General features: G+C 47.2%; 25 protein-coding genes. 4 read left to right on the top strand and 21 right to left on the bottom strand.

Annotation, left to right across the window (positions count from 1 at the left end; translation table 11 throughout):
* Positions 1-58: 58 nt before the first annotated feature.
* Positions 59-829: a TrmH family RNA methyltransferase gene (locus ACKTR5_RS00380; RefSeq protein WP_407878238.1), complete on the bottom strand. Its 771-nt coding sequence runs from the start codon at positions 827-829 to the stop codon at positions 59-61.
* 100 nt (positions 830-929) lie between these two features.
* Here ACKTR5_RS00380 and ACKTR5_RS00375 point away from each other — a divergent pair, with 100 nt between their 5' ends.
* Together ACKTR5_RS00375 and yidC are read left to right on the top strand one after the other, a co-directional pair.
* Complete coding sequence (locus ACKTR5_RS00375; protein ID WP_407878236.1) at positions 930-1,205, top strand: acylphosphatase; 276 nt, start codon at positions 930-932, stop codon at positions 1,203-1,205.
* Positions 1,206-1,284: 79 nt separating this feature from the next.
* Positions 1,285-2,217 carry a membrane protein insertase YidC gene (yidC, locus tag ACKTR5_RS00370; protein ID WP_407878235.1) on the top strand — a complete coding sequence of 311 codons (933 nt, stop codon included), beginning with the start codon at positions 1,285-1,287 and terminating at the stop codon, positions 2,215-2,217.
* Positions 2,218-2,315: 98 nt separating this feature from the next.
* Here the strand turns inward: yidC and ACKTR5_RS00365 are convergent, their stop codons facing one another.
* The 18 genes from ACKTR5_RS00365 to ACKTR5_RS00280 form a co-directional block, all read right to left on the bottom strand.
* The gene (locus ACKTR5_RS00365; protein WP_407878234.1) at positions 2,316-4,670 is read right to left on the bottom strand and encodes a MucBP domain-containing protein; all 2,355 of its coding nucleotides are present in this window, start codon (positions 4,668-4,670) and stop codon (positions 2,316-2,318) included.
* 267 nt (positions 4,671-4,937) lie between these two features.
* Entirely contained in the window at positions 4,938-6,521 is a 1,584-nt protein-coding gene (locus tag ACKTR5_RS00360) for a HAMP domain-containing sensor histidine kinase (protein ID WP_456237547.1), read from the bottom strand.
* Positions 6,521-7,237 (bottom strand): response regulator transcription factor, encoded by a 717-nt coding sequence (locus ACKTR5_RS00355; protein WP_407878231.1) that lies wholly within the window; start codon positions 7,235-7,237, stop codon positions 6,521-6,523. The genes ACKTR5_RS00360 and ACKTR5_RS00355 overlap by 1 nt, the downstream gene beginning before the upstream one ends.
* Before the next feature lie 109 nt (positions 7,238-7,346).
* Positions 7,347-8,213 (bottom strand): sulfite exporter TauE/SafE family protein, encoded by an 867-nt coding sequence (locus ACKTR5_RS00350; RefSeq protein WP_407878229.1) that lies wholly within the window; start codon positions 8,211-8,213, stop codon positions 7,347-7,349.
* 190 nt (positions 8,214-8,403) lie between these two features.
* Positions 8,404-8,595: a hypothetical protein gene (locus tag ACKTR5_RS00345; RefSeq protein ID WP_407878227.1), complete on the bottom strand. Its 192-nt coding sequence runs from the start codon at positions 8,593-8,595 to the stop codon at positions 8,404-8,406.
* A gap of 56 nt (positions 8,596-8,651) precedes the next feature.
* Positions 8,652-9,314 carry a type II toxin-antitoxin system death-on-curing family toxin gene (locus ACKTR5_RS00340; RefSeq protein ID WP_407878226.1) on the bottom strand — a complete coding sequence of 221 codons (663 nt, stop codon included), beginning with the start codon at positions 9,312-9,314 and terminating at the stop codon, positions 8,652-8,654.
* A 143-nt stretch (positions 9,315-9,457) separates the two neighbouring features.
* Positions 9,458-9,643 carry a 50S ribosomal protein L32 gene (rpmF, locus tag ACKTR5_RS00335; RefSeq protein WP_407878224.1) on the bottom strand — a complete coding sequence of 62 codons (186 nt, stop codon included), beginning with the start codon at positions 9,641-9,643 and terminating at the stop codon, positions 9,458-9,460.
* Positions 9,644-9,703: 60 nt separating this feature from the next.
* Positions 9,704-10,258: a YceD family protein gene (locus tag ACKTR5_RS00330; protein WP_407878222.1), complete on the bottom strand. Its 555-nt coding sequence runs from the start codon at positions 10,256-10,258 to the stop codon at positions 9,704-9,706.
* Positions 10,259-10,349: 91 nt separating this feature from the next.
* Positions 10,350-11,507, bottom strand: a complete 1,158-nt coding sequence (locus ACKTR5_RS00325) for a nucleotidyltransferase (RefSeq protein WP_407878221.1) — start codon at positions 11,505-11,507, stop codon at positions 10,350-10,352.
* Positions 11,508-11,524: 17 nt separating this feature from the next.
* Complete coding sequence (locus ACKTR5_RS00320; RefSeq protein WP_407878219.1) at positions 11,525-12,259, bottom strand: class I SAM-dependent DNA methyltransferase; 735 nt, start codon at positions 12,257-12,259, stop codon at positions 11,525-11,527.
* Positions 12,256-12,621 (bottom strand): ribosome silencing factor, encoded by a 366-nt coding sequence (gene rsfS, locus ACKTR5_RS00315; protein ID WP_407878477.1) that lies wholly within the window; start codon positions 12,619-12,621, stop codon positions 12,256-12,258. Before rsfS ends, ACKTR5_RS00320 begins: the two co-directional genes overlap by 4 nt.
* 18 nt (positions 12,622-12,639) lie before the next feature.
* Positions 12,640-13,257, bottom strand: a complete 618-nt coding sequence (gene yqeK / locus ACKTR5_RS00310; RefSeq protein ID WP_407878218.1) for a bis(5'-nucleosyl)-tetraphosphatase (symmetrical) YqeK — start codon at positions 13,255-13,257, stop codon at positions 12,640-12,642.
* Positions 13,250-13,888 (bottom strand): nicotinate-nucleotide adenylyltransferase, encoded by a 639-nt coding sequence (locus tag ACKTR5_RS00305; protein ID WP_407878216.1) that lies wholly within the window; start codon positions 13,886-13,888, stop codon positions 13,250-13,252. The genes yqeK and ACKTR5_RS00305 overlap by 8 nt, the downstream gene beginning before the upstream one ends.
* Positions 13,889-13,918: 30 nt before the next feature.
* Positions 13,919-14,236, bottom strand: coding sequence for a ribosome assembly RNA-binding protein YhbY (yhbY, locus tag ACKTR5_RS00300; protein WP_407878215.1), 318 nt, complete (start codon positions 14,234-14,236; stop codon positions 13,919-13,921).
* A 23-nt stretch (positions 14,237-14,259) separates the two neighbouring features.
* Entirely contained in the window at positions 14,260-15,411 is a 1,152-nt protein-coding gene (gene yqeH, locus ACKTR5_RS00295) for a ribosome biogenesis GTPase YqeH (RefSeq protein ID WP_407878213.1), read from the bottom strand.
* Positions 15,408-15,935, bottom strand: a complete 528-nt coding sequence (locus ACKTR5_RS00290) for a YqeG family HAD IIIA-type phosphatase (protein WP_407878211.1) — start codon at positions 15,933-15,935, stop codon at positions 15,408-15,410. The genes yqeH and ACKTR5_RS00290 overlap by 4 nt, the downstream gene beginning before the upstream one ends.
* Positions 15,936-16,016: 81 nt before the next feature.
* Complete coding sequence (locus tag ACKTR5_RS00285) at positions 16,017-16,913, bottom strand: RluA family pseudouridine synthase (protein ID WP_407878209.1); 897 nt, start codon at positions 16,911-16,913, stop codon at positions 16,017-16,019.
* 135 nt (positions 16,914-17,048) lie between these two features.
* Positions 17,049-17,261, bottom strand: coding sequence for a hypothetical protein (locus tag ACKTR5_RS00280; protein ID WP_407878208.1), 213 nt, complete (start codon positions 17,259-17,261; stop codon positions 17,049-17,051).
* A 431-nt stretch (positions 17,262-17,692) separates the two neighbouring features.
* Between ACKTR5_RS00280 and ACKTR5_RS00275 the strand changes: the two genes are divergently transcribed.
* The gene (locus ACKTR5_RS00275; protein ID WP_407878206.1) at positions 17,693-18,640 is read left to right on the top strand and encodes a glycosyltransferase family 2 protein; all 948 of its coding nucleotides are present in this window, start codon (positions 17,693-17,695) and stop codon (positions 18,638-18,640) included.
* A 34-nt stretch (positions 18,641-18,674) separates the two neighbouring features.
* Positions 18,675-21,245, top strand: coding sequence for a YfhO family protein (locus ACKTR5_RS00270; RefSeq protein WP_407878205.1), 2,571 nt, complete (start codon positions 18,675-18,677; stop codon positions 21,243-21,245).
* 152 nt (positions 21,246-21,397) lie between these two features.
* Here ACKTR5_RS00270 and ACKTR5_RS00265 read toward each other — a convergent pair whose 3' ends face one another.
* Positions 21,398-21,763, bottom strand: a complete 366-nt coding sequence (locus tag ACKTR5_RS00265) for a hypothetical protein (RefSeq protein ID WP_407878204.1) — start codon at positions 21,761-21,763, stop codon at positions 21,398-21,400.
* Between the two features lie 81 nt (positions 21,764-21,844).
* A complete protein-coding gene (locus tag ACKTR5_RS00260; RefSeq protein ID WP_407878203.1) occupies positions 21,845-22,039 on the bottom strand; it encodes a hypothetical protein in 195 nt (64 codons plus the stop codon).
* Positions 22,040-22,321 lie beyond the last annotated feature (282 nt).

Raw genomic sequence — 22,321 nt, 5'->3', positions numbered from 1 at the left:
TAGCAGGTTTGCTTACTTTTTCATAGTCTTTTGGCTCGTTTTATGCAAACTAAATTGATTAAGCTTCCTTCAGCCGGAACATCAAGACACCGGCCGCAATGGCAACGTTTAGTGACTCTGCTTGACCAAGAATCGGAATGTATAAATTGGCCGTTGTGAGCTTACCTAATTCCGCAGCCATGCCGTTTCCTTCGTTCCCCATGATCAACCCAAAGTCGGCTCCCACCGTTACATCACGGTAGGATTGTGCGTCTGGATCAAGCTTGGTCCCGTAAACTGGGAGGCCAGAACGCTTAAAGTAGCGCACAGCGGCATACATGTCCTCTGACACTAACTGAATGTGGAACTGGCTGCCTTGCATGGCCCGAACCACTTTTGGTGCAAACTGATCTGCCGTTCCGTGACCAAAAACAACCCCACTAAAGCCGGCTGCATCCGCGGTCCGAACGATGGTCCCAATGTTCCCTGGATCTTGGACCGCATCCAAGAACAACCAAGCACCAGTGACGACCTCTGGCAACGTTGTGCTGGTCGTTGGCACCTTCACCTCGGCAAAAATCCCTTGTGGTGTTACGGTGTCCCCGATAGCTTTAGCCACGTCATCACTAATTTCAATGGCGTTCAAATGCTCTGAGAGTTCACTTGCATAAGCCTGCCAGGCCTCACGTGTTCCCATAACAGCCACAAGTTCGACGTTAGCAGCAACGGCCTCCTTGACGAGGTGCCAGCCATCAAGTAAATAAGTCCCCGCTTGTTCGCGGCCCTTCTTGGTGGCTAATTTCTTCCAGGTCTTCACCCGGTTGTTTTGAAGCGAAACGATTTTTTCCATTATAATTACCTCACTGACGTCAAATTATAGCATAATCCGCACCGTTTCATGCTACGATGACAGTAGCTTTCCCAACAAATCCCGTCTTTTGGAGGTTCATATGGCAGAAATCACCGTTCATCTTACCGCCCAGGGTCGCGTTCAGGGGGTGGGCTTTCGTTACTCCGTGTCGCAACTCGCAATCCGGCACCATTTGACTGGGTTTGCTCGTAATGAAGTTAACGGCGACGTCACGATCGTCTTACAGGGGTCGCCAAGCATGGTTGAGTTGGTGACAGAAGCCATCAAGGCCTCACCGAATTCTTGGTCGCACGTCACAACACTGACGAGTCATGAATTACCCCACCAACCGTTTAAAAAGTTTGACATTTACTGACGAATGATTGAAATCACCCCCGTTTTTTAGTATTCTTAGCAAGTTACCAAAGTTAATCTGAAAGGATTCATCATACCTTATGAAAAAGAATAATCGCATCGCGGTGCTCAGTGCACTCGGTGTTTTAGCACTGCTGTTAAGCGGCTGTGTGCGGACGAGCCACGGGAAACCCGTTGGGATCATCTGGACATACGGTGGGCAACCCATGGTCCACTTCATGGAATGGGCCGCTAAGTTCCTTGGCGGAAACTACGGTTGGGCAATCATCTTACTGACTGTAATCGTTCGGTTAGTTCTGTTACCACTAATGCTTCGGCAATCACGCCAGGCAACCGTTCAACAAGAAAAAATGTCCATGGTTCGGCCACAAATGCAAGACATCCAGGCCCGCCAAAAGGCCGCAACAACGACCGAGGAAAAGACAGCCATCAGTCAAGAAATGATGCAATTGTACCGTGATAACGGCATTTCGATGACTGGTGGGATTGGCTGTTTACCATTAGTCATTCAATTACCAATCTTTGCTGCCCTGTACGCTGCCATTCGTTACGCGCCTGAATTAACGCACGCAACGTTCTACGGCATTCAGTTGGACAAACCAAAACTAATCTTGGCGATTCTTTCCTTCTTGGCCTACCTGCTTCAGGGTTACCTGTCACTGTTAGGATTACCAGAAGATCAGAAGAAGCAAATGCGGACCATGATGATTATGAGTCCTGTTATGATCTTGTTCGTCACGTTCTCAACACCAGCTGCATTGGGGCTATACTTCTTCGTCGGTGGACTGTTCGCATGTTTGCAAACATTGATCATCGCTTGGTACCGGCCACGGATTCGGGCACAAATTGCTGAAGAATTGGAAAAGAACCCAATTAAAAAGCCAACACCGAAGCCCGTTATGGCGACAGAAACGCCGGCAACGTCAGCTGCGCCAATTACTGACGCTAGCCAGGATAAGAATAACCGGCAACGTAACGCTGGTAAGCAACAGCATCATCACGATAACGACTAAGCGATTTTTCCTCATCGTTTGCCGCGTCATATAAAAATAGGGCTCGAAATCATCTTCTGATTTCGAGCCCTATTTTTTTGCTTCTAAACTAAAATTTACTAATCTTTCCGACGTCTCCCGAAGCCTAGTAACGTAACTAATGTTCCTAATACCGTCATTACGCCCACAACAGTGGATCGATCAGTTGCGGTCGTCCCTGTTTCAGGTAACATTTGCTTTTTAACGTTTGTATCGTGGCCTGGTTTTTCGTTCTGAACAATTGGAACCATTGGCGTACTTTCATGTCCACTTGTTTGTAGTTCGCTTGAGTGTTCGCCATCTGGGCCTTTAGCATCAGTTCCGTTATTGCCGCTGTTAGGTGTCCCTTCACCATTGCCGTTACCGCCTGGCGTTACACTTGGTTCTTCATTAGCTGCGTAAATATACGTAATTGTTTGGACTTGCTCTGTAAACATTCCGGTAACATTACCGTCAACCTTTTTAAATGTATAGCCAGCAATTGACTTCTGTGTGGCCGTATAGACATCGTCCACATTTCCGGATAACGTCTCTGATGGCGCAATTTTGTTACCCGGCTCATCCACGTACTTAACGGTTACATCGGCACCCTGAACCGTGTTTTTGGTGTAAACATACGTCACTGTTTGCGGCTGATCAGTAAACGTTCCGGTGCTGTTTCCCTCAGTATTCTTGAAGGTGTAGCCACCGATTTCTTTTTGAGCCGCCGTATAAGTATCGCCGACGTTACCGGATAATGTCTCCGCTGGTGCAATTTCTTTCCCTTGCTCATCCACATACTTCACCGTTACATCTGCACCTTTAACAGCATCCTTAGTATAAACGTACGTCACTGTTTTCGGCTGCACAGTAAAGGTTCCGGTTGTATCACCCGTGACGGACTTAACGCTATAACCCGCAATTGTCTTTGGCGTGGTTGCATAGGTAGCGTTAACGTCACCATTCACTACCTCGGCGTCTGCAATGACATTTCCTTGCTCATCGACATAGTTAACGTTCACATTGCCCCACGTCGTCCGGTAGTATTCCATTCCGGTTTGGATCAATGTATTCCCGTTAGCATACTGCACTTCTGAAAGGGATGGATAGCCGCTAACGCCATACTGATTGTCGATAATGGCATAGCGAATCGTGCTATATTGCTTTGAATTTTTGATAATATATTGGTGACCATTAATGGTCACTAACGGTGCATCGCTACTATTGTAGGTTTTATAACCCGTCAATGCCGGTTGCCCATCGATCCCAACCGTTTGACTGGTGATTGTTAGATCATTACCAGTCTGTGCAGCGTTCACCGGCGTGTTGTAGACACGGTAGTTATTAACGGAAAATACATGGACATTAGAAAACTTTGAGAAATAAGAATAGTCAGATAATCGTTGGTTGGATAATGAGAAATACAAAGCATCTGGATTAGCTAGTGATGCATTAGTAAACATTGGGTCCAATTTCAAAAGTTGATTGTTCGTTAACCCTGTTGAATTGACATTACTTGTAATTCCGGCAAGTTCAATGCCCCAATATAAATCAAGTTTTCCAAGCGTTAGTGAATTTAACGCTGCAATGTCAGCGTCAGTCCAATTACCGGCACCATCTTGCTGAATGGTCAAGGCACTCGTAATGTGAAGCCCGGTCAACGGTACGAGCGAAACGCCCGGCTTAAGGTAGACCATTAGCCGAACACTCCAGTCTGCTGGTAGTTCTCGTAGCACTTCCAGCCCCGTTAAACTAGTTAACGGATTTTTAGTTGCTTGTGGAATTAAACTAATATCAATTTGTTTCGTGCTACTTGCAAAGTGAACATGACGAACATCACCATACGTTAATTCCCAAGTCGTCACCTGAAATTCAGTTAACATTGCCTTTTTAAGCTGAGGATCATCAATTTGAACCACATCTGAATCCAAATGTGCGGACTCGTTGGAACCGGCAGAGATCGACTCAGCAACTGGTGACGCAACGGCAGTTGTCTTCATTTGGATCGCATGAACAGTTGACTGGTCATTCAGATCATTCGCTTGAGCCGCTTTGGAAGATGGTAATTGATCGCTTTCAGTTTGAACGTTACTCATTGTCGCCGCGGTTTGACCATCTGCCGTTTGTGCAGACGCCGCTGAAGCTTGAATCTGTCCATCAGAAGACGCCACTGACATGACCGCTTGTGTCGCTACTGACTGTGAGGACGAACTAGTTGGATTGACCTGACTTTGGTTTTGCGTTAGTGCCACTGCTGACCCTTGGCTGGAGCTCTGTGACACTGACTGCGGTTGTTCAACTGGTAGCGCGGTCGTCGAAGAATCTGCCTTTGCACTGACAATACCAGCCCCTTGAATCGCCAAAACACTGATTCCAGCTGCGACCCAAAATCGCCCTGATTTATACAGTTTATAATGGCAAGCTTGGTCTTGTTCTCCCCGTTGCTGACGTCCCATTTTCCTCGCTCCTTATCATTAATTGCTTATTTAAAGTTGTTAAAAATCAATTTTTTTAATCCCTTGTGTGCAGGTTACCATGCTGAAATTTAACTGTCAACGGGGTGAACGAAATTAGCAATCCTTTAGAATTAACACTTGGTAAGGCTTTCATGTAGATAGCCTAAATTAAGGAAGCAAAAAATATCCGATTAATTAGTGAATACAACACTAATTAACCGGATATTTTTTCTGGACTATTTATAACTAAATATTATTAACGGTTTTTTATTCCAATAAATTGCTATCCGCCAATGGTTCATCCAGTGGTTTCGCTGGTTCCTGGGCCGCTTGGAGCTTCTCCAAACGTGTCCGTTCTTCAGCACTCAACACGTGCAACGAAATTTGGAAAATGGATCCGTGGTCCAATACAGATTCAACAGAAATTTTTCCGTTGTACCCTTCCACCAAGCGTTGCGCGATGGATAGGCCCAGGCCGTTGCCCCCTTTTTCACGGGACCGGGCTTTATCGACCCGGTAAAAGCGGTTAAAGACACGGTCGATGTTTTCAGGCGCGATCCCTTCACCAAAGTCTTGCACTTGGACTTGCACGTTGTGACCCGCCGCAGACATGGCCACATGAATCTCTTTTCGCGTTTGTGAGTATTTGACCGCATTATCCATCAAAATGATCAACACCTGCTCCAGGTGATCCCGAAACATTGATACATAAGTCGCGTTCCGAAAGTCATCATCTAACGCAAACGTAAACTCCGGATGAATCATTTCGAAGTTGCTAAAGACCTGGTTCACCACTTCCTTGATGTCCGTGACCTGGTTTCTAAAGTCAATTTCGACCTGTTCAGCACGTGAGAGATCTAGCATCTCCTGGACCAAGCTCTGCATCCGCTTTGTTTCCGCGAGGGAGGCCTGAATGGATTCGTTTAACACCTCAGGGTCGTCTTTTCCCCACCGGTTTAATAATTCCATGTGGCCTTGAATGATGGCGACCGGGGTCCGTAATTCATGCGAGACGTCGCCCACAAACTGTTGCTGCTGGTCGATATAACGTTGCATCTGGTCCAGCATGCCATTCAACAATTCCGATAGATCAGATAATTCATCATTTCTTTTGGAGGATGGTACCCGGGCGCTTGATTGTGGATCGGCACTGGCACGCTCGATGGTTTCGCTAATGTCCGCAATTGGCCGCAAAAAGTAGCTCGCCAACATGTAACCAAACACAGAGATTGCCAGTAATCCAATCAACAATAGAACAATCAAGATGGAGCCCATCCGCTTGTAGGTCTGCCAATAATCTTGTAATTGATTGGTGACCTGGACGTACCCCACGACACGGTTAGACCCCTTATGCGCATAAATGGGGGCCCGTTCCACGTACACCCGGCGCCCGTTTAACCGGGTCAACGTCAACCGCCGCCCGGAAACTGCCTTAAACGGCTCCTCATCCACTCGAGACGCAAAAATCTCTGCCCCACTCCGGTCATACACCGTTACAGCTAGATTATCACTCGCCAATGTGCGGATGATTTCGTCACTGTACAGGTTTTGATGCTGATTAGGTTTACTTGGATCGCTCGGTTGATTGAACCGTCCACTTGGCCGCAGCACTGGTTCCACATCCGCTGTCGTTAACGACTTGGACGCCGTTTTGACCCGTTGCGTCACAATGTCGACCGCATCATTAGTCCGCTGTCGTTCCTCGCGAAGCAACACCGTGGTAAAACTAGAAAATAAAAGGCCTAAAACTACCGTAAAAATGACAAAGACACCCGTCCCAGTACCGAGTGTCCACTTCCATTTTAACGATAAGCGGTGGCGTTTTTTAGGCGTCTGCTCATCTGTTGTCATCATGATCGAATCACGTACCCTGTTCCCCGAACCGTTTGGATGTAACTTTCTTCTCCAGGCCGGTCGATCTTGTTTCTTAAGTACCGAATGTACACGTCAACCACGTTGGTCTCAACTTCTGACTCGTAGCCCCAAACTTTTTGTAGCAGGACGTCACGGGCTAACACCACGTTAACGTTTTCCATTAGGGTCAATAACAATTCATACTCACGTTTTGTAAGGTTAATGATCTCATCACCACGACGAACGATGCGATTTTCCTTTTCGATCCGAAGATCCTTGTATTCAACGACCGTTTGTTTGAAGTTCTTTTGTTCACCCTCAATGTCGATCCGCCGTAATAAGGCCCGAACCCGTGCCAATAATTCTTCAATGGCAAATGGCTTGACGATATAGTCGTCAGCACCATGATCCAAACCAGAAACCCGATCAATGACAGAATCACGGGCGGTCATCATGACAATTGGTGTACTCTTCACTTCACGAACCCGACGACAAACTTCCAGGCCGTTTAATTCTGGCAGCATCAAATCTAATAAAATAACGTCGAAGTCACTGTTTAAAGCGGCATCTAACCCCGTCCGGCCGTTATATTCAACCCGAGTGGCATACCCTTCGTGTTTTAATTCAAGTTCCACAAAGCGCGCCAGATTCTTTTCATCCTCAATGATCAGGATTCGTTCTTTCTTGGCACCCTTTTGTTCTGCGTTTTCCATTTAACTTAACACTCCGACTTTCTTTTATTATTCATTGGTACTGCGTTAATCATTTTATAGTAACGTTCTCATTTTATCATTTTTCCGCCATATTCGCTACCGTTCAACATTAAACCCGTGAACGGTGCAATCCGTACAGCAGGTTTCCAGCCGTATAAAACAGGACTCCCAGGATCAACCAGGAAATAATGGCAATGTTGAAGTGTGAAAAAGCCATGAGGCCGAGTACAACCCCAAGAATTCCGGCCACCGACACAACGCTCACCAACTGGCGGTCATAATCACCATAGTGGATGAACAAGCTACTCCCGGCAGCAACGGACAGGGCTGAGCCACTCATCATGATGGGAAACGCCACGATGGGGTTTAACCCCATGGCGTAGATGGTCGCCGTTGTCATGGCATAAGAACCGATTCCGATGTTATTTAACGCACCGTAGACCATCTGAAGCACACACGTCAACACCAGTTTCCAGCCCGTTAACCCCGTGGCCGTTCCGTTTCCAGCAATCAGGTGCAGACGTCCTGCTAAGATAAAACAGGCCGCAATGATCAGGCCCCACGCAAGCCACTGTTTAATGATTCGTTCCGGCAGTTTAACGACAAACCGCGGACTGATCACCGCGCCAATAACCTGCGCGCCCACCAGCAGCACAAGGGTCAACGGATCAACATGAACCGTGCCGATGAACCCAATGCCCATAATAATAAAGGAAAGAACGCCTTGAACGTTTAACGTGCCCGGCAGGCGTTTCATTTTCACCCACCCCGTTGTCGAATAAATGGCTGTACTAACGGCAAAATCGGACACCCCTAACGTTGATAGGAAGAAAATACCGACTGCGCTTAACGCAACCCACCCTCTGGGGGCGGTCGGTTGCCGAAGATCTTGGCGGTGGCGCCACAGGTCTGTAAATAAGTACCCTGCAAACGCGCAGCCCGCTACAATGAGAATTACTAATAAAGCATTGCGCATTCCAATACCCCCACAATGAGTTTTTTGTCACGGCTGTTAATTATACAGGAGCCAACCATGAGCGCACATTACTTTTATGTAAAAAAAGATAAGCACATCTATTGCTGATCATATTTTCCAATCAGCAGATGTGCTTACTCTCTTAATAACGCTATATTTAATTTAAAAATCAAAAACAATTTCCTGAAAATTAAACACGAGCTAACCGTTTTAACGTTTCCAATACCTTTTCATCCCGAAAAATCTGTTCAGTAGATTCCTTTTTTAAATCTGCTAACGTATGTCCATCGACTTCAACAGAGTTATATGAAATATCTTTAAAAGATTCCAAATCAATTGGCTTAACGTTTTTTTGAGAATCAATAGATTGCTTTTTTGACATAATTTCCTCCCGTGCATTGCGTGTAAGTGCAATAAATATACTAATGTCCAGTCAACTCAACTCTTTAAAAAGCTTTTTGCAATCCTTGATAAATAATCGAAATCTATGGTTACATTTTCTTCAATATGTCGATGCAATTGTTTACTAGTCATTTTCCCTTCGGCTACTGCCACAGAAATATTATACTCTTCAGCGACATCTTGCAAACTAAATGTATATCCATTCAATTTCAGAAAAAATATCGCCGTTAACAGTGCAGTCCTTTTATTGCCATTCCAAAACATTTGCTTAGTTGAAATTGTATACCATAAATAAGTAGCCTTATCTATTATTGTTGGTCGTGCGTCATGACCAAAAGGTGCAAAGTCCATCCGGATAATCAATGATTCTAACGCAGCTCGATCTTTAATTCCATATCTGGTTTCTTCTGTCAAAATCATTTTTTCTGCTCTAATATTTAAATCTTCCAAATCGTCGACAGTTATCGGCATATGCTCCATACCAATTAAACCAAAATAATATGAATCTACATTTGTAACCATCAACTTAAGCTCATAAGCAACGCTATTTGGTGCCAGATGCCGTATATTTAACGTACATGCTGTTTTATCAATATTGACGTCCTGTAAAGTCCGCACAAAACATCTTTTAAACTCATATTGTTGACTTCTCTTTGGATTAAATAAGACCAAAATATCTTTTAACTCATGATCTTCCATTAGATTAACCGCCCTTTATTTGTCAACAGTGATAAGTTATATTCGTTATCAATTGATTCTACACCATGAAAAGAATAAATAAATTTGTATTCTAAAAACCACCCAAGAGCCTAGGTCTCTTGAGTGGTTTTAAGTGTTACTTATTAAGCGTTGGTAGCAGTCTTAACGATCTGCTTGCCATCGTAGTATCCACAACTAGGGCAAACGCGATGTGACATCCGCAGTTCTCCACAGTTAGGGCATGCTGACAAGTTAGGCGTAGCTAATTTGATGTGACCGCGACGCTTTAACTTCTTTTCTTTTGATGTTTTCCGTGCTGGTACAGCCATGTGAACGAGCACCTCCTTGAATGATTTTATCCACACATGTGTTTTTAAAATCTGCTAAGCTTAATGACGGTCTTGATCCTGATCAGGGAACAATCCCTTTAACTTAGCAAGACGTGGATCAATTGGTTGATTTTCTTCCTGATCGGCTTTGTAATCGTCTTCTGAGATCACTGACCAGCCGTTCCCGGTTGGTAGGTCCTCACCATTACGTTCCGCATCAGTCAGAATTTGCATTGGAATCTGAGCAATGATGTTATCAATCACACCCTCGTTCAAATCAATCGTCTGAGTTTCTAACAGTAAAACTGTCTCATTCTCTTCATAACGATCAAAGTGACTATCCTCAGTGATGTAAATTTCATTCATGTCGAAGTCAAACGGAAACGCTGCGGGTTCAAGTGACCGGCTGGATGGGACTACCATCTGGCCAGAAACATGAACGTCTAGCAGAACGTCATCACGGTCCACCGTGATGCTTCCGACGACCTTGACCGGGTCGATATCAATGACACGATCGTCAAAACGATCCATCATGTCGACCTTCACATCCAAAGTTTCGTCGATTTGAAGCGGCTCATTCCGATACTTATCTAATTCCTTGAGCGACCATTTCATCGATAAACCTCCTAATGCAACGAAATCCATTATACCGGCGCCATCAGTTAATGTCAACGTTAAATCCTTGACAGCTAAAATACTTACGCCATCAAGGGTTTACACGTAATGGGTCGTGACGAAAGTCCTGCGGGACTCCCGTGAGCATTTCGTATAACATGCCCGCCCGGTAATCAAGATTCAGTGTTGCGTGCTTTAATTTTTGGTCAAAGCGGTTCACCACTGGTAACGTGAACTGCTTTTTATACTGGTTTAAAAAGGCCTGCCCTGTTGGGGTAAAACCAAGCAGGCGCAGATAATCAGCCTGCGGTGGCGTCATTTCGGCCGCCGTGGCGTGTAATAAGGTGTACAAACAAACCCGTTGAAGGCGTGAGTACGTATAGCGTTTTGTCTTAATGGCATCCATGAGGTCACTGTACGTCTGGTGACGTTCAGCAGCTTCTTTCATCCGGTACTCCAGCCCCTCGGCCATCTGATAGATCTGCCCCAACTCTTCGATCGGCGTCATGAGTAACGTGTGACGGAGCAACTGCCACATGGCCGCTGACCACCCTGCTTGCGGTGTCACATCAGCTGCCGTTAAGTCTGCCAGTGTTGTGGCCGGCACATAGGGGGCAAGCTCAGCTTGTGATTTCTGGTTGAACAGGGCCGTCCGCAAGGCCGTTGCACTGGCAAACGCAGTGGTGGCGGTCGTTAAATCCTCATCGTGATACCCCTGGCCCTGCCGTTTTAGTGGCTGCAAGGTCAGCGGGTGGTCAAGGTTTGCATTAGCCACCGCATACCCGTAACTCAGAATGTCATTCGGTTGATCCAGTAAAAAGCCGGTCTTTTCCGCCAACTGGCTGGTAAACTGCGTGGCATACGTTTGATCAAACGTCTTAAACGCCGCCGCGTCGTCAATCTGAACCTGGGCAAGCGCCGTAAAGTCTGTTTCTGGATGTTCAGCACCAAACACCATCGTCTGTGCTTGAAGGGCGCTAAGCAAGCGTAGCGCGCCTTCTGCGAACAAATGGGCTGGTTGGACCGCCCAGTGAAACGGGAGCTCCACCACGACGTCAGCGCCATTGTGGAGTGCCTCATTTGCCCGGTGCCACTTATCCAACAACGCAGCTTCCCCTCGTTGAACAAAGTTACCACTCATGACGGCCACCACCACATCCGCATGTGTCAGTGAGCGGGCCTGCTCTAGGTGGTACCGGTGCCCATTATGAAACGGATTGTACTCCGTAACCACACCAACAACGCGCATGTCGCCCTCCTCAAAAGTTATGCCTGACAGCTAAAGAACCACCGAGTCGTTTCTGCCGTAGGCGCAGCGGTCCCGAAATCAGCGGTAACCGTTACGTTTGAAAAACCGGCTTCCTGCAATAGCCGTTGGTACGTTTCAACCGGATACGTCCGTTCCACATGAAGCTCGGAGTGCTGATCGTACGCCTGTTTTTGTTCATTCCAAATGAAGAAATTCAGGTCATGTTCCGCTTGGTGCGGTTCATCGCCTTCATAACTACTCCACATAAAGGCCCGGTCTTCATCATGAAAATTATACATATACCCGGGGTACACAACATCCGTCTGATACGGGGTGATAACGTCAAAAAGGTACCGTCCCGTGGACGTTAGGTGGGCATGCGCTTCCTGAAAAGCCGTGAGCATCTGGGTTTCATCCTTCAGGTAGCACAACGAGTCGTCAAAACATGTAATCATGTCATACTGTGGCAAATCCCCAATCGCCAGCATGTCACCCTCGATGAGTGGTAATTCAACGTGTGCCTGTTCAGCCCACCGAACCGCTAATGTAAGCATTTCTGGTGCGAGATCAAGCCCCGTTACGTGGTACCCGGCTGAAACGAGCTTGACTGCAAGTCGACCAGTGCCACAAGCCAGATCCAGAATCTGGGCGTCCTTACTAACCCCCTGACGACGCACAAAATCCAGCCATGAATCATACATGGCTGGATCAAACAGTTCGTCATAAAAGGCTGCGAACTGGTCATAAATCATGCTGTTTCGCCCAACCAATCGTTCAGATCAACCAGTGGTGCGTCTGACCAGAGCTTTTCAAGGTTGTAGAAGTGTCGTTGTTCTTCCTGGAAGACATGCACGATGATGTCACCAAAGTCCAACAGAACCCACGTCCCTTCTGCCTTTCCTTCGATCCGTCGAACCGTTACGCCGGCTTCTTCTTCGGCATCCTCAACAGCCGTCACGATGGCCTGAACCTGCCGCTTTGAGCCACCGTTCATCATGACAAAGTAATCTGCCATCAAACTAACTTCTTGGACGTCTAAGGCCTCAATATCTTCGGCCCGCTTTGCATCCCCTGCCTTAACGGCAATTTCTAACATTTGTTTGCTATCCACAATCATTCCTCGTTTCACTTTTTAGTAGTTATACTTCATCTTTTTGTTGGCAACCCAGTAATTATACGTTGCGATGGTTGCCGGATAAATTGGTGCGTGTTTTTCGATCAGGTAGGTCAGCGTGTGCTCGGTTTGGTAGGCAACCCCGGCTGCTAGATCCTTAGCCGTCACTTGGCGGGCTTCTTCCACACCGTCAAAATGCCGAGCTGGCTCCAAGTAATCAGCCATGTACGTGACTTGCGCCAACGGAGCCATCTCAACCGCCCCCGTGGTGTGCTGACGAACCGCATTGAGGATCTCCTCATCGTAGATCCCCAGTTCATCACGAACAAATTCGGCGCCGACGACCCCGTGCCAGATGGCGTTCCCCCAGTTCAGGAGGTCAGGATCCATGTGGTGCTTCTTGATCATCGCAACAAAGGCGTCGTCAGTTCGTTGCTTCGCGTAATCATGGACGAGCCCTGCAATGCTGGCCTTCTCCAAATCAACCCCGTTGACCTCTGCTAATGCTAACGCCGTCTGTTCCACGCGCATGACGTGATCAAACCGTGATTCATTCAGCTTGGCGTGAACAGCTTCGATAAGCTCTGCCCGGGTTCCATTATAAATGTGTTGTTGATAATGTAAGTTTTCATTCATGATATAACTGATGCTCCTTAATGTATGCTTCGACAGCTTCAGGAACTAAATAACGAATCGACTGACCGCGTTTGACCTTGTCGCGGATCATTGAACTGCTAATTGCCAGCGTCGGAACGTCGACCCAAATGACGGGATACGGCGTAGCCTTTTGAAAGCCATTGCGACCCACGCCCACAAACGTCACCAGCTTGACGAGGTCATCGATCCGGTACCATTTCGGCAGGTAAGCCACCTCGTCGCCACCAATAATGAAGTAGTAATCCGTGTTTGGGTGGCGCCGTTTCATGTCAACAATGGTGTCATACGTATAGCTCTTGCCACCGCGTTCAATTTCCGCTGTTTCAAGATCAAACAGTGGATTGCCAAAGATGGCCCGACGAACCATGCGCGCCCGCAATAACGGGTCAATGGCCGCTTTTTCATCAATGTGTGGCGGCTGGGCGTTTGGCATGAAGAGCACCTTGTCCAATCCCAGTTGTTTACCAACTTGATCGCCAATGATTAAGTGGCCCAAATGTGGGGGGTTAAACGTCCCTCCAAGAATTCCAACCCGTCGTTTTGGCATTTCGGTCACTAATTCTGTCAGCACCTCTGGCTGGCCCTGTTTAGTTAACGTCGTTGTTATCATTATTTGCCTCTACCTACCAAACAATTACCATTACTTCGCTAACGCGGCCACTCGCTTCGACAGATCCTGATCAGCAGGGTCTGTTGCTGGCATGAAGAGCACCAGCGTGTGACCAATGGTCTGAACGACCGTGATTCGCTTATCCGTTTCAATGAAATCACGCGCTTCTGCCACCGTTGCATCGGCAGTTTGTAGCAAGTTGACCTTGATCAATTCGCGCTTTTCTAACGCACCGGCTAGTTGTGCCAACCAGGTGTCCGTTAAACCGTTCTTCCCAACGGAAAATAACGGCCGTAATGAATGCGCCTGTGAGCGCAAGAAGTGCTTTTGTTTACCCTTTAAATCCATTAATTCATTCTCCTTTAATCGGCCTAAATCATGGCCCGTCGCAATAAGACGTTAACGCCCTTTGGCGCCCAACCCGCAACCGTTGCGTTAGCTGGCACCGTTACCCAACCTAACCCTTCAATGACAAGGTCACTTTTTTCCGTTGTCCGGAATTCATGGCGAGTCAGTGGTGGCAAGTCAGCCAATTCATCAGCGGTTGGCGGTGTCAAAAGTTCACCAGCGTGCTTTTCATAAAAGGCATCCGCGTTTGCTAACTTCGTGCGGTGAAGCGTTAAGTTGTTTTCAAAGTATGCGGAAACCCCAACACTCCGTTTGTCCGTTTGGGCTGCGACCAGATCAAACCGTGCCACGGCACCCATAAAGATCGTTTGTGCGGCTTGAAGCTGATAAACCCGCGGCTTGATTTCCTTTTGCGGTGCCACGTACTTCAAGGCTTCCGCGCTCAAGAAATGGGCCATTTGTTCTGGATGAATGATCCCTGGTGTGTCAACCAACACGTGGTCTTCCCCAAGCGGAATCTCAATCTTGTCCAACGTGGTCCCTGGGAACCGTGACGTCGTGATCACATCCGCTGCCCCGGTGTTTTGCTTCAAGATCCGGTTGATCAACGTTGACTTCCCGACGTTGGTGACCCCAACCACGTAAACATCACGGTCGCCACGATACTTATCGATCATCGTCAATAATTCATCGACGTCACGCCCATTTTTAGCACTCAGTAAGGTCGTGGCAATGGGCCGTAAGCCGTTTGCGTTGGCTTGTTGCCGTAACCAGTCAGTTAACTTGCTCCGCTTCAATGAGCGCGGTAACACGTCTTCCTTATTACCGACCATCAAAATCGGGTTATTCCCTACAAACCGGTGAAGACCAGGAATCATGCTACCGTTAAAGTCAAAAATGTCGACAACGTACACGATCAGTGCATCTGCATCACGAATTTGGGCCAGTAACCGGCGGAAATCGTCATCCGTTAAGGACACTGGAACAATTTCATTATAATGACGCAACCGGAAACAACGTTGGCAATACAGCTCACCATTTTCCAGCCCCTTTTTCAGTGCTGACTGTGGCGTATAGCCCACCGCGTCCTTATCCGTTGTTTGAATTTGTGCACCACATCCAATGCAGTACAGTGGTTCTGTTTCTTCTGCACTTACTTGTGCCGTTTCGCTCATTTTATATCCTCCTGCCACGTTAAGGTTGGGTAAACTTTGTGGAGCCGCCGAATAACGAACTGTTCTAAGAACCGGTTCGGTCGCGTATTCCACTTGTCGGTTTCAATGATTGGTTTAACCAGAATACTGCGGACGTGTGCGTTATTTGCCGCCCATACGTCAGTCAGCAACTGGTCACCCACCATGACAACTTGATCGTTTGTTAAGTTTAATTGACGTTGTGCCTGGCGAATCCCACGGGTTAGTGGCTTCAATGACCGGGACACAAACTCTAAATTCAGGGATGAGACCGCCCGCGACACCCGTGACGCATTGTTATTTGACACAACCACGATCCGAATGTCATTTTTGTGCATCATTTCGATCCATCGTTGTAACTGGGGGGTACCATCGGGATTGTTCCAAGCGATCAGCGTGTTATCAAGGTCTGTTAAAATCGCCTTGATGCCCGCCTGTTGTAACCGCTCTGGCGACACATTATAAATTGCCGGAACCATCCATGTTGGTTTGAACTGGGAAACCATTTAAAACTCCTCGTCTCACTACAAATTAATCACAAAATTATCTAAACTATTATACCAGAAATCGCGTTGAGATGTTGGTATTTACACCGTTTCCGCCTGACGCAGTTGTGTGAGCGTTTCCTCAAAATCTGCTGGCAACGGTGCCGTCACGATTTGTTGCTCACCCGTCAATGGATCGACAAAGCTAAGGCTCGCTGCGTGCAACGCCTGCCGCTTCATTAACTCAGTCGGCCCCTCGTACAATTCATCGCCCAGTAAGGGGTGCCCCAAGCTCGTTAAGTGCACCCGAATCTGGTGAGTGCGGCCGGTATGCAGCTGAAGCCGCAGTAAACTAGCCGTCGCAAACGTCTCTTCCACCCAGTATTCCGTCTGGGCGGACTGGCCTGCCGGATCAATCTGGCGAACTGGCTGGTCCGGCACACGCCCGATTGGTGCGTCAATAATGTCATGCTTCGTGGGCATTTGACCCGCAACCAACGCTAAGTACGTCTTCTTCATGGCATGTTGTTCCACCTGTGGCGTCATCAATCCTTGTGTAAGGCCATCGCGAGCCACAAGCATGATTCCGCTGGTGTCACGATCCAACCGGGTCAGTAAGTGCGGCACCAAATTTGTTGCCTCATTTGCCACTAACCACCCTTTGATCCGGTTGACCATGGTGTCCGTTTGGTTTGTTGGCCCCGGAACTGATGAAACACCCGCTGGTTTGTTTGCCACCAGCCAATGCGCGGTGGTCGCCACCAGTTCAACTGGTTCATGACTGACAAGAATCCGGTCATCCGCCGGTTCGTCCGCAACAATCAGCGTGACTTGATCACCAACACTCACTGCCTGGTCAGGGGTCGTTTGTCGCCCATTCAGCAGTTGGCGACCACCCTGACGCTTTTGCCGTTCCCACAAGTTTTTACTCACGCCGCGTGTTAACAAAAAGCGTTTCACACTTGGTGCCGAAGCTGTTGCTGTCCATGTTACTTCCACGAAGCCATATCCCCCAGATTTCAATTGATCCTTATTCTCACGTTATTCGTGTCGTAATCGTAACGTTAAATCGTCAGTCCGACAAGCAAAAAAGGGCCTGATTAAAAATCAGTCCCCGTTCATGACGTTACCTTATTATGATGCAACACGGGGTGTCTGACGCGTCGACTCATTTTGATAATGAAGTCGATAGTCTGAAAACATCCCCCGTTCTTGGGTCAACCGTGTTAACGCCGTCTGACCCATCTCGTAATCAACGTGTTCAAGTACTGGCAACCAGCGCTGATTTTGGAACACTTCAACCGTCCAGTTGTTTGATTGCTGACGGTGCATTTGATATTGCTTCATGAGGACACCCTCTTTTCTACTCGTGGCTAAGCAACGAACAAAAGTACAATGGTTCTTTACCATTGGAGCCCTTAGTTTAACCCGTTGACCGCAGAAGTAAAGCATTTTGCTCAACCCTTTTGTGCCCTGATTAATTGCTTAAATTCAGGAAATCAATTATTCAGTCGGTGATTTGTTTTGGCTTATCACACTGTTTTCACCGCATTTTGTTATTGGCAACTTGTTAGCTTGTCCATGCCAACCGTTGCTAAACATTGACTTGTCTCATTTCCATTCCGTGAAAAAGATGAGAAGCTTCATGAACAATGTGACTTTTTCGACAAAAGCCGGTCATTCTTGCCGGGAGTTCGTTATAATTGCTAGTGCGACGATATTACATTTTTGCGTATAGCACCACTTAATTAAACTAATAAAGAAAAGGAGTTTCTTTCGTGAGTAAACACTTCATTTCACTAATCGTTCCGTGCTACAACGAAGAACCAACAATTCCACTATTCTACCCCGCTGTTCAAGACGTGTTCAAAACACTCAACCAACGCTATCCAGATTACGAACCAGAATACTGGTTTATTAATGACGGTTCCTCCGACAAAACGCTTGCCGTGTTACGAGACCTGCAAAGCCAAGATCCTGAACACGTTCATTACGTCTCATTTTCCCGTAATTTCGGGAAGGAGGCTGCCCTGTACGCCGGTCTTCAACACGCCACCGGAGAATTTGTTGCCGTAATGGACGTTGACCTTCAAGATCCCCCATCACTACTAGAACAAATGTTGGATGGCATTCTAAACGACGGTTACGACGTTGTCGGCGCTCGGCGCGTGGACCGCAAGGGTGAACCCCCGATCCGGTCGTTCTTCAGTCGGTCCTTTTACCGCTTGATCAATAAGATCTCGCAAACGCAAATGGTTCAGGGCGTGCGGGATTATAGGCTCATGACCCGGCAGGTGGTGAACGCCATTTTATCCATGGCAGAAGTCAACCGCTTCTCAAAGGGAATCTTTAGCTGGGTCGGGTTCAACACCAAGTACATTGAATATGAAAACCAGGACCGGGTCGCCGGTGATACCCACTGGTCGTTCTTCCAACTCTTTAGCTATTCATTAGAAGGGATTATCGACTTTTCTGATGCACCGCTATCCATCGCTTCCTACACCGGTTTTCTTTCCTTTTTTGCGTCCGCCATTGCCCTCATTTTTATCGTTGTTCGGGCTTTGATCCACGGTGATCACACGGCCGGATGGCCCTCAACCGTCTGCATCATTTTACTGGTCGGTGGCCTCCAACTCTTTTGTTTAGGAATCGTCGGTAAGTACATTGGCCGGTTGTACCTCGAAAGTAAACACCGGCCCGTTTACATTGTTAAGGAAGAAAAATAATCAATTGCGTTTTTGAAAGGACGTGACACCCCTCATGAATCGTTACGGCCGCCGCCGTTTTTGGTACGACCTTCTGGCCTTTCTTGGTCCCATTGTTGTTGTAGCAATCACCTTTGCGTGCATGCATTTAACCCCGTTTGGTAATCGCAGTTTATTGGTGAGTGACATGGGCACCCAGTACATTGCTTGGTTGACCCAATTTCGCCACGCCATTACCACCGGGCAGTTTAGCTTTTATTCGTTTAACCTGTCTCTTGGTGACAACGCCTTTCCGCTTGTTGCCTATTACATGTTAAGTCCGTTTAACCTCCTCTTGTTCTTTTTCCCAGCCGGACAAGTTCCGTTAGCGGTGACCTTTATCATCATGCTCAAGGTCGGTGCGATCGGTCTGAGCACCAGTTACTATTTCCGACGGGTCTACCATAACACCAACTGGACCAACCTTCTTTTCGGGCTCGTCTTTTCCCTTAGCGGGTTTGTGGCAACCTATTTCTACGACATTATGTGGCTGGACGCCCTTATCCTCCTTCCACTGGTGATGCTCGGGATCCGGCGGTTGGTGGAAGAAAACCGAACCCGCCTTTACTTTTTTGCACTGTGGGCAACGATCGTGACCAATTACTATTTAGGGTACATGACGTGTCTCTTTGCGGTTTGCTACTTTGTCTATCTGTTGGCTGACGCGGCACCAACTGGCCAGTCGCTTCTTGCCACTGGTCGTCAACAACGCCCGCTCATCTACCGTTTTATCGGGGTTTCGGCATTAAGTGGCTTGAGCACCCTCTTCATTTTGATTCCGACGTTGCTGGGGATGCTCCAAACGAGTAAGGAAAGTTTGTCCTTATCGGCCTTTCTCCCCACCCCCCAGTTTGGTCTCGAAGCCCTGGTTCAATTGGGGATGAATGGGACCAACTACACCGCCCGCTTGGATCACGATCCGAGCCTGTACATGGGGAGCTTCGCCCTCCTCTTAGTCATCGGCTTCTTCCTCAGTCCTAAGATCAGTCGACACCATAAAAAGACGACCGGCTGGCTCCTCAGCTTTTTGGTCATCAGCCTCTTTTTCACCGGTCTGGACACCATTTGGCACATGCTTCAACGCCCAAACGGCTTTCCATTCCGTGACGTGTACTTCTTGACCTTTGTTGCCCTCATCTGTGCTTATGAAGCCTGGCAGGCACACGTCCTTCAGGATAAACGGACCAATAACCGCGCCTTTGGCATTAGCGCCATCCTAATTTCAGTCGGCTATGTGACCGCGCTGATCGTTCAACCGTTCGTTGCTAAACATGATCCTGACGTGGCGTACTACATTAGTCCGTGGTTTTGGCTGGTGACGCTTATTGGGCTCGCTGCTTGCTGGCTCTTATTCCGACAAACGGGTTCCAAACGACGTTACTGGGCCATCGCAGGACTGGCAGTGCTGACCGCTGCCGAACTAGGAAGCAACCTCTTTCTTGGCATGGCTCCCGCTGCGCTTGGTAATCAAGCCCTGTACGCCAAGAATTACGACATCGAACAAACCCACTTTGATAAACTTCAAAAAGACGCCCACGCCTTTTACCGCGTTAATAACCGAAATTCACTGTTAAACGACGCGTACGGTGAGTCTTACAATAACTATAATGACCTGCTCCTCTTCAATAGTTATGGGATTGACCTGTACAGTTCCACCTTAAATGAGTCCACCCGGACCATGCTGGAACAGCTGGGCTTTTACAGTAAAAACGCCCGCCGGATCAGTGCTGAGGGAAGTACCCACCTCACTAACGCCCTGCTGGCTGTGCGTTATGAACTGCGGATGACCGCCAATAATTACCAGATTATTGACCACCCCACCGCACTGCCCCTGGGCTTTGCCGCAAATGATCAAGTCACCCACGTGAAGTTTGCCGATACGGCGGCCCTGACGAATCAGCAGCGCTTATGGCAAGGTATTAATGGCACCAAGACGCACTACTTCAAACGGGTCAAGGTGACACACGTTCACCGTGGTCAAAAGGTCAACAGCCGTTATCGGTATGATCTGACGGTCACGCCACAGGCAACCGGAACGCTGTACGCCTACTTCCCTGAATTGAGTGTGGAACACGCCCAGATCAGTGTGAACAATGCGCGTCGCCACACCCGCGTGGTTGTCCGTTCTCAATCAGCACTGTCGCTAGGCAGCTTTAGTAAGGGCGACACCGTTCACGTGCAGGTCTTGAGCCGTGAACCCATTAAGCAACCCGAAAAGGCACTGCAAACGCTGGATGATCAGTCCTTCTATCAATCATTAACGACACTGCACCAGTCAACGCTTCATCTGGATAAGGGCTGGACCCCTGATCACCTCGCCGGTACAATCACCATCAAGCCTGATAAGAAAATGCTCTTCTTGAGCATTCCCTATGACAAGGGCTGGCACGTTTATGTTGATGGTCAGGATGCCACCGTTCAACGCGTCGCCGGTAACCTGAGCGCCGTTAAACTTCAATCAGGCAAGCACCACGTTCGCCTGGTTTACCGCGCACCCGGCTTCCGATTGGGTGTCATCATCAGCATTTTAAGTATGTTTTTCTACATTTCTATCTATTGGTGGGCACGCTTTACCCACCGCGATTAACAGAGCAAAATTAAAGACGTTGACCACCGGGATATGGGGTCAACGTCTTTTTTGTGTAATGCATTTGTTAAACCTTGGCTTTACTTTTTAGTGACACGACTGGTAATGATTTGGAAGAATCTCTTTACCCAAAAATCTCTCTTTTGCTCCAATCATTCCGTCCGCAAAACCTTACCATAGTACTTCCTTCGCCATCTTTCATATGGCGCATAAGTTATGCTAGTTGAAAAGAATGTCAGCATCTCAAGAATTTCAAACATGGAAAATAAAATGCTATGGAACGAGAAAAAATAATAGCTAGCACCCGCAATTACAGTAAAGAGTATTAAAAGCCCTGATACTAATCTATGTCTTTGCTCTGCTTTATCGAACATTTCTTTTATTTTCTTTTCATCTTCAACATGCATAACATCTGCTAACCTTTCAATCTTAGTTAACTTTGATCCCTTTAATGCAAGCCATTGATCAATTTCTTCAAGGGCATACCACAATATCAAGAATGCCACTGTACTTATCATCAGAACATCTGCTTTGTATGTCGCAAGAGTGCCATCATGTGTTAATCCTAACAATAATGGTGGTAAAAAAAGGACCATGTTTCAAGTATATTTATGAACATTCTCATTGTTTTGTTTATCCTCTTGAACGTTTCGCTCTTGCACAAAGAGTGAATCGTCAATCTTTGACCCCCAAACCATTTTATAGCTCCCATCTACCATCGATTTAGATTTATAAATCTTAAATAGGTTGTCGATTTTTTGATCAGTTGTCATTCCACTTTCATCTAAACTCATAATTCATACCCCAAATTTCTCAGAAATCGTTATGTAGCTCTTGTCATCTTATTCAAAACACACCACTATATCTATGCAGTAAATGACTAGGAAAATAAAAATCAATCACTAATAATTCTTCTTTTCAACTTTAACTGCTGGCAAACTTTCAGACGGTGATAAGGTTTCTTTAGAGATCGTTAAAGATCTCTGTAGTAAGCGAATCTTAACATGGTCAATCGGTGCTCATCCGAATTTGCCATTCTCATTAGCCCCATTAAAACAACTGGTGAAACAGATACC

Source organism: Furfurilactobacillus entadae (assembly GCF_045862745.1).
Lineage (GTDB): Bacteria > Bacillota > Bacilli > Lactobacillales > Lactobacillaceae > Furfurilactobacillus > Furfurilactobacillus entadae.
Note: the sequence above shows the minus strand (reverse complement) of the source record. Positions and strands in the feature narration are given on the sequence as shown.

Excerpts from the sequence above, each read along its gene's own strand:
- ACKTR5_RS00380 (WP_407878238.1), bottom strand. The coding sequence starts at position 829 with ATGGAAAAAATCGTTTCGCTTCAAAACAACCGGGTGAAGACCTGGAAG.
- ACKTR5_RS00375 (WP_407878236.1), top strand. The coding sequence starts at position 930 with ATGGCAGAAATCACCGTTCATCTTACCGCCCAGGGTCGCGTTCAGGGG.
- yidC (WP_407878235.1), top strand. The coding sequence starts at position 1,285 with ATGAAAAAGAATAATCGCATCGCGGTGCTCAGTGCACTCGGTGTTTTA.
- ACKTR5_RS00365 (WP_407878234.1), bottom strand. The coding sequence starts at position 4,670 with ATGGGACGTCAGCAACGGGGAGAACAAGACCAAGCTTGCCATTATAAA.
- ACKTR5_RS00360 (WP_456237547.1), bottom strand. The coding sequence starts at position 6,521 with ATGACAACAGATGAGCAGACGCCTAAAAAACGCCACCGCTTATCGTTA.
- ACKTR5_RS00355 (WP_407878231.1), bottom strand. The coding sequence starts at position 7,237 with ATGGAAAACGCAGAACAAAAGGGTGCCAAGAAAGAACGAATCCTGATC.
- ACKTR5_RS00350 (WP_407878229.1), bottom strand. The coding sequence starts at position 8,213 with ATGCGCAATGCTTTATTAGTAATTCTCATTGTAGCGGGCTGCGCGTTT.
- ACKTR5_RS00345 (WP_407878227.1), bottom strand. The coding sequence starts at position 8,595 with ATGTCAAAAAAGCAATCTATTGATTCTCAAAAAAACGTTAAGCCAATT.
- ACKTR5_RS00340 (WP_407878226.1), bottom strand. The coding sequence starts at position 9,314 with ATGGAAGATCATGAGTTAAAAGATATTTTGGTCTTATTTAATCCAAAG.
- rpmF (WP_407878224.1), bottom strand. The coding sequence starts at position 9,643 with ATGGCTGTACCAGCACGGAAAACATCAAAAGAAAAGAAGTTAAAGCGT.
- ACKTR5_RS00330 (WP_407878222.1), bottom strand. The coding sequence starts at position 10,258 with ATGAAATGGTCGCTCAAGGAATTAGATAAGTATCGGAATGAGCCGCTT.
- ACKTR5_RS00325 (WP_407878221.1), bottom strand. The coding sequence starts at position 11,507 with ATGCGCGTTGTTGGTGTGGTTACGGAGTACAATCCGTTTCATAATGGG.
- ACKTR5_RS00320 (WP_407878219.1), bottom strand. The coding sequence starts at position 12,259 with ATGATTTATGACCAGTTCGCAGCCTTTTATGACGAACTGTTTGATCCA.
- yqeK (WP_407878218.1), bottom strand. The coding sequence starts at position 13,257 with ATGAATGAAAACTTACATTATCAACAACACATTTATAATGGAACCCGG.
- ACKTR5_RS00305 (WP_407878216.1), bottom strand. The coding sequence starts at position 13,888 with ATGATAACAACGACGTTAACTAAACAGGGCCAGCCAGAGGTGCTGACA.
- yhbY (WP_407878215.1), bottom strand. The coding sequence starts at position 14,236 with ATGGATTTAAAGGGTAAACAAAAGCACTTCTTGCGCTCACAGGCGCAT.
- yqeH (WP_407878213.1), bottom strand. The coding sequence starts at position 15,411 with ATGAGCGAAACGGCACAAGTAAGTGCAGAAGAAACAGAACCACTGTAC.
- ACKTR5_RS00290 (WP_407878211.1), bottom strand. The coding sequence starts at position 15,935 with ATGGTTTCCCAGTTCAAACCAACATGGATGGTTCCGGCAATTTATAAT.
- ACKTR5_RS00280 (WP_407878208.1), bottom strand. The coding sequence starts at position 17,261 with ATGAAGCAATATCAAATGCACCGTCAGCAATCAAACAACTGGACGGTT.
- ACKTR5_RS00270 (WP_407878205.1), top strand. The coding sequence starts at position 18,675 with ATGAATCGTTACGGCCGCCGCCGTTTTTGGTACGACCTTCTGGCCTTT.
- ACKTR5_RS00265 (WP_407878204.1), bottom strand. The coding sequence starts at position 21,763 with ATGATAAGTACAGTGGCATTCTTGATATTGTGGTATGCCCTTGAAGAA.
- ACKTR5_RS00260 (WP_407878203.1), bottom strand. The coding sequence starts at position 22,039 with ATGAGTTTAGATGAAAGTGGAATGACAACTGATCAAAAAATCGACAAC.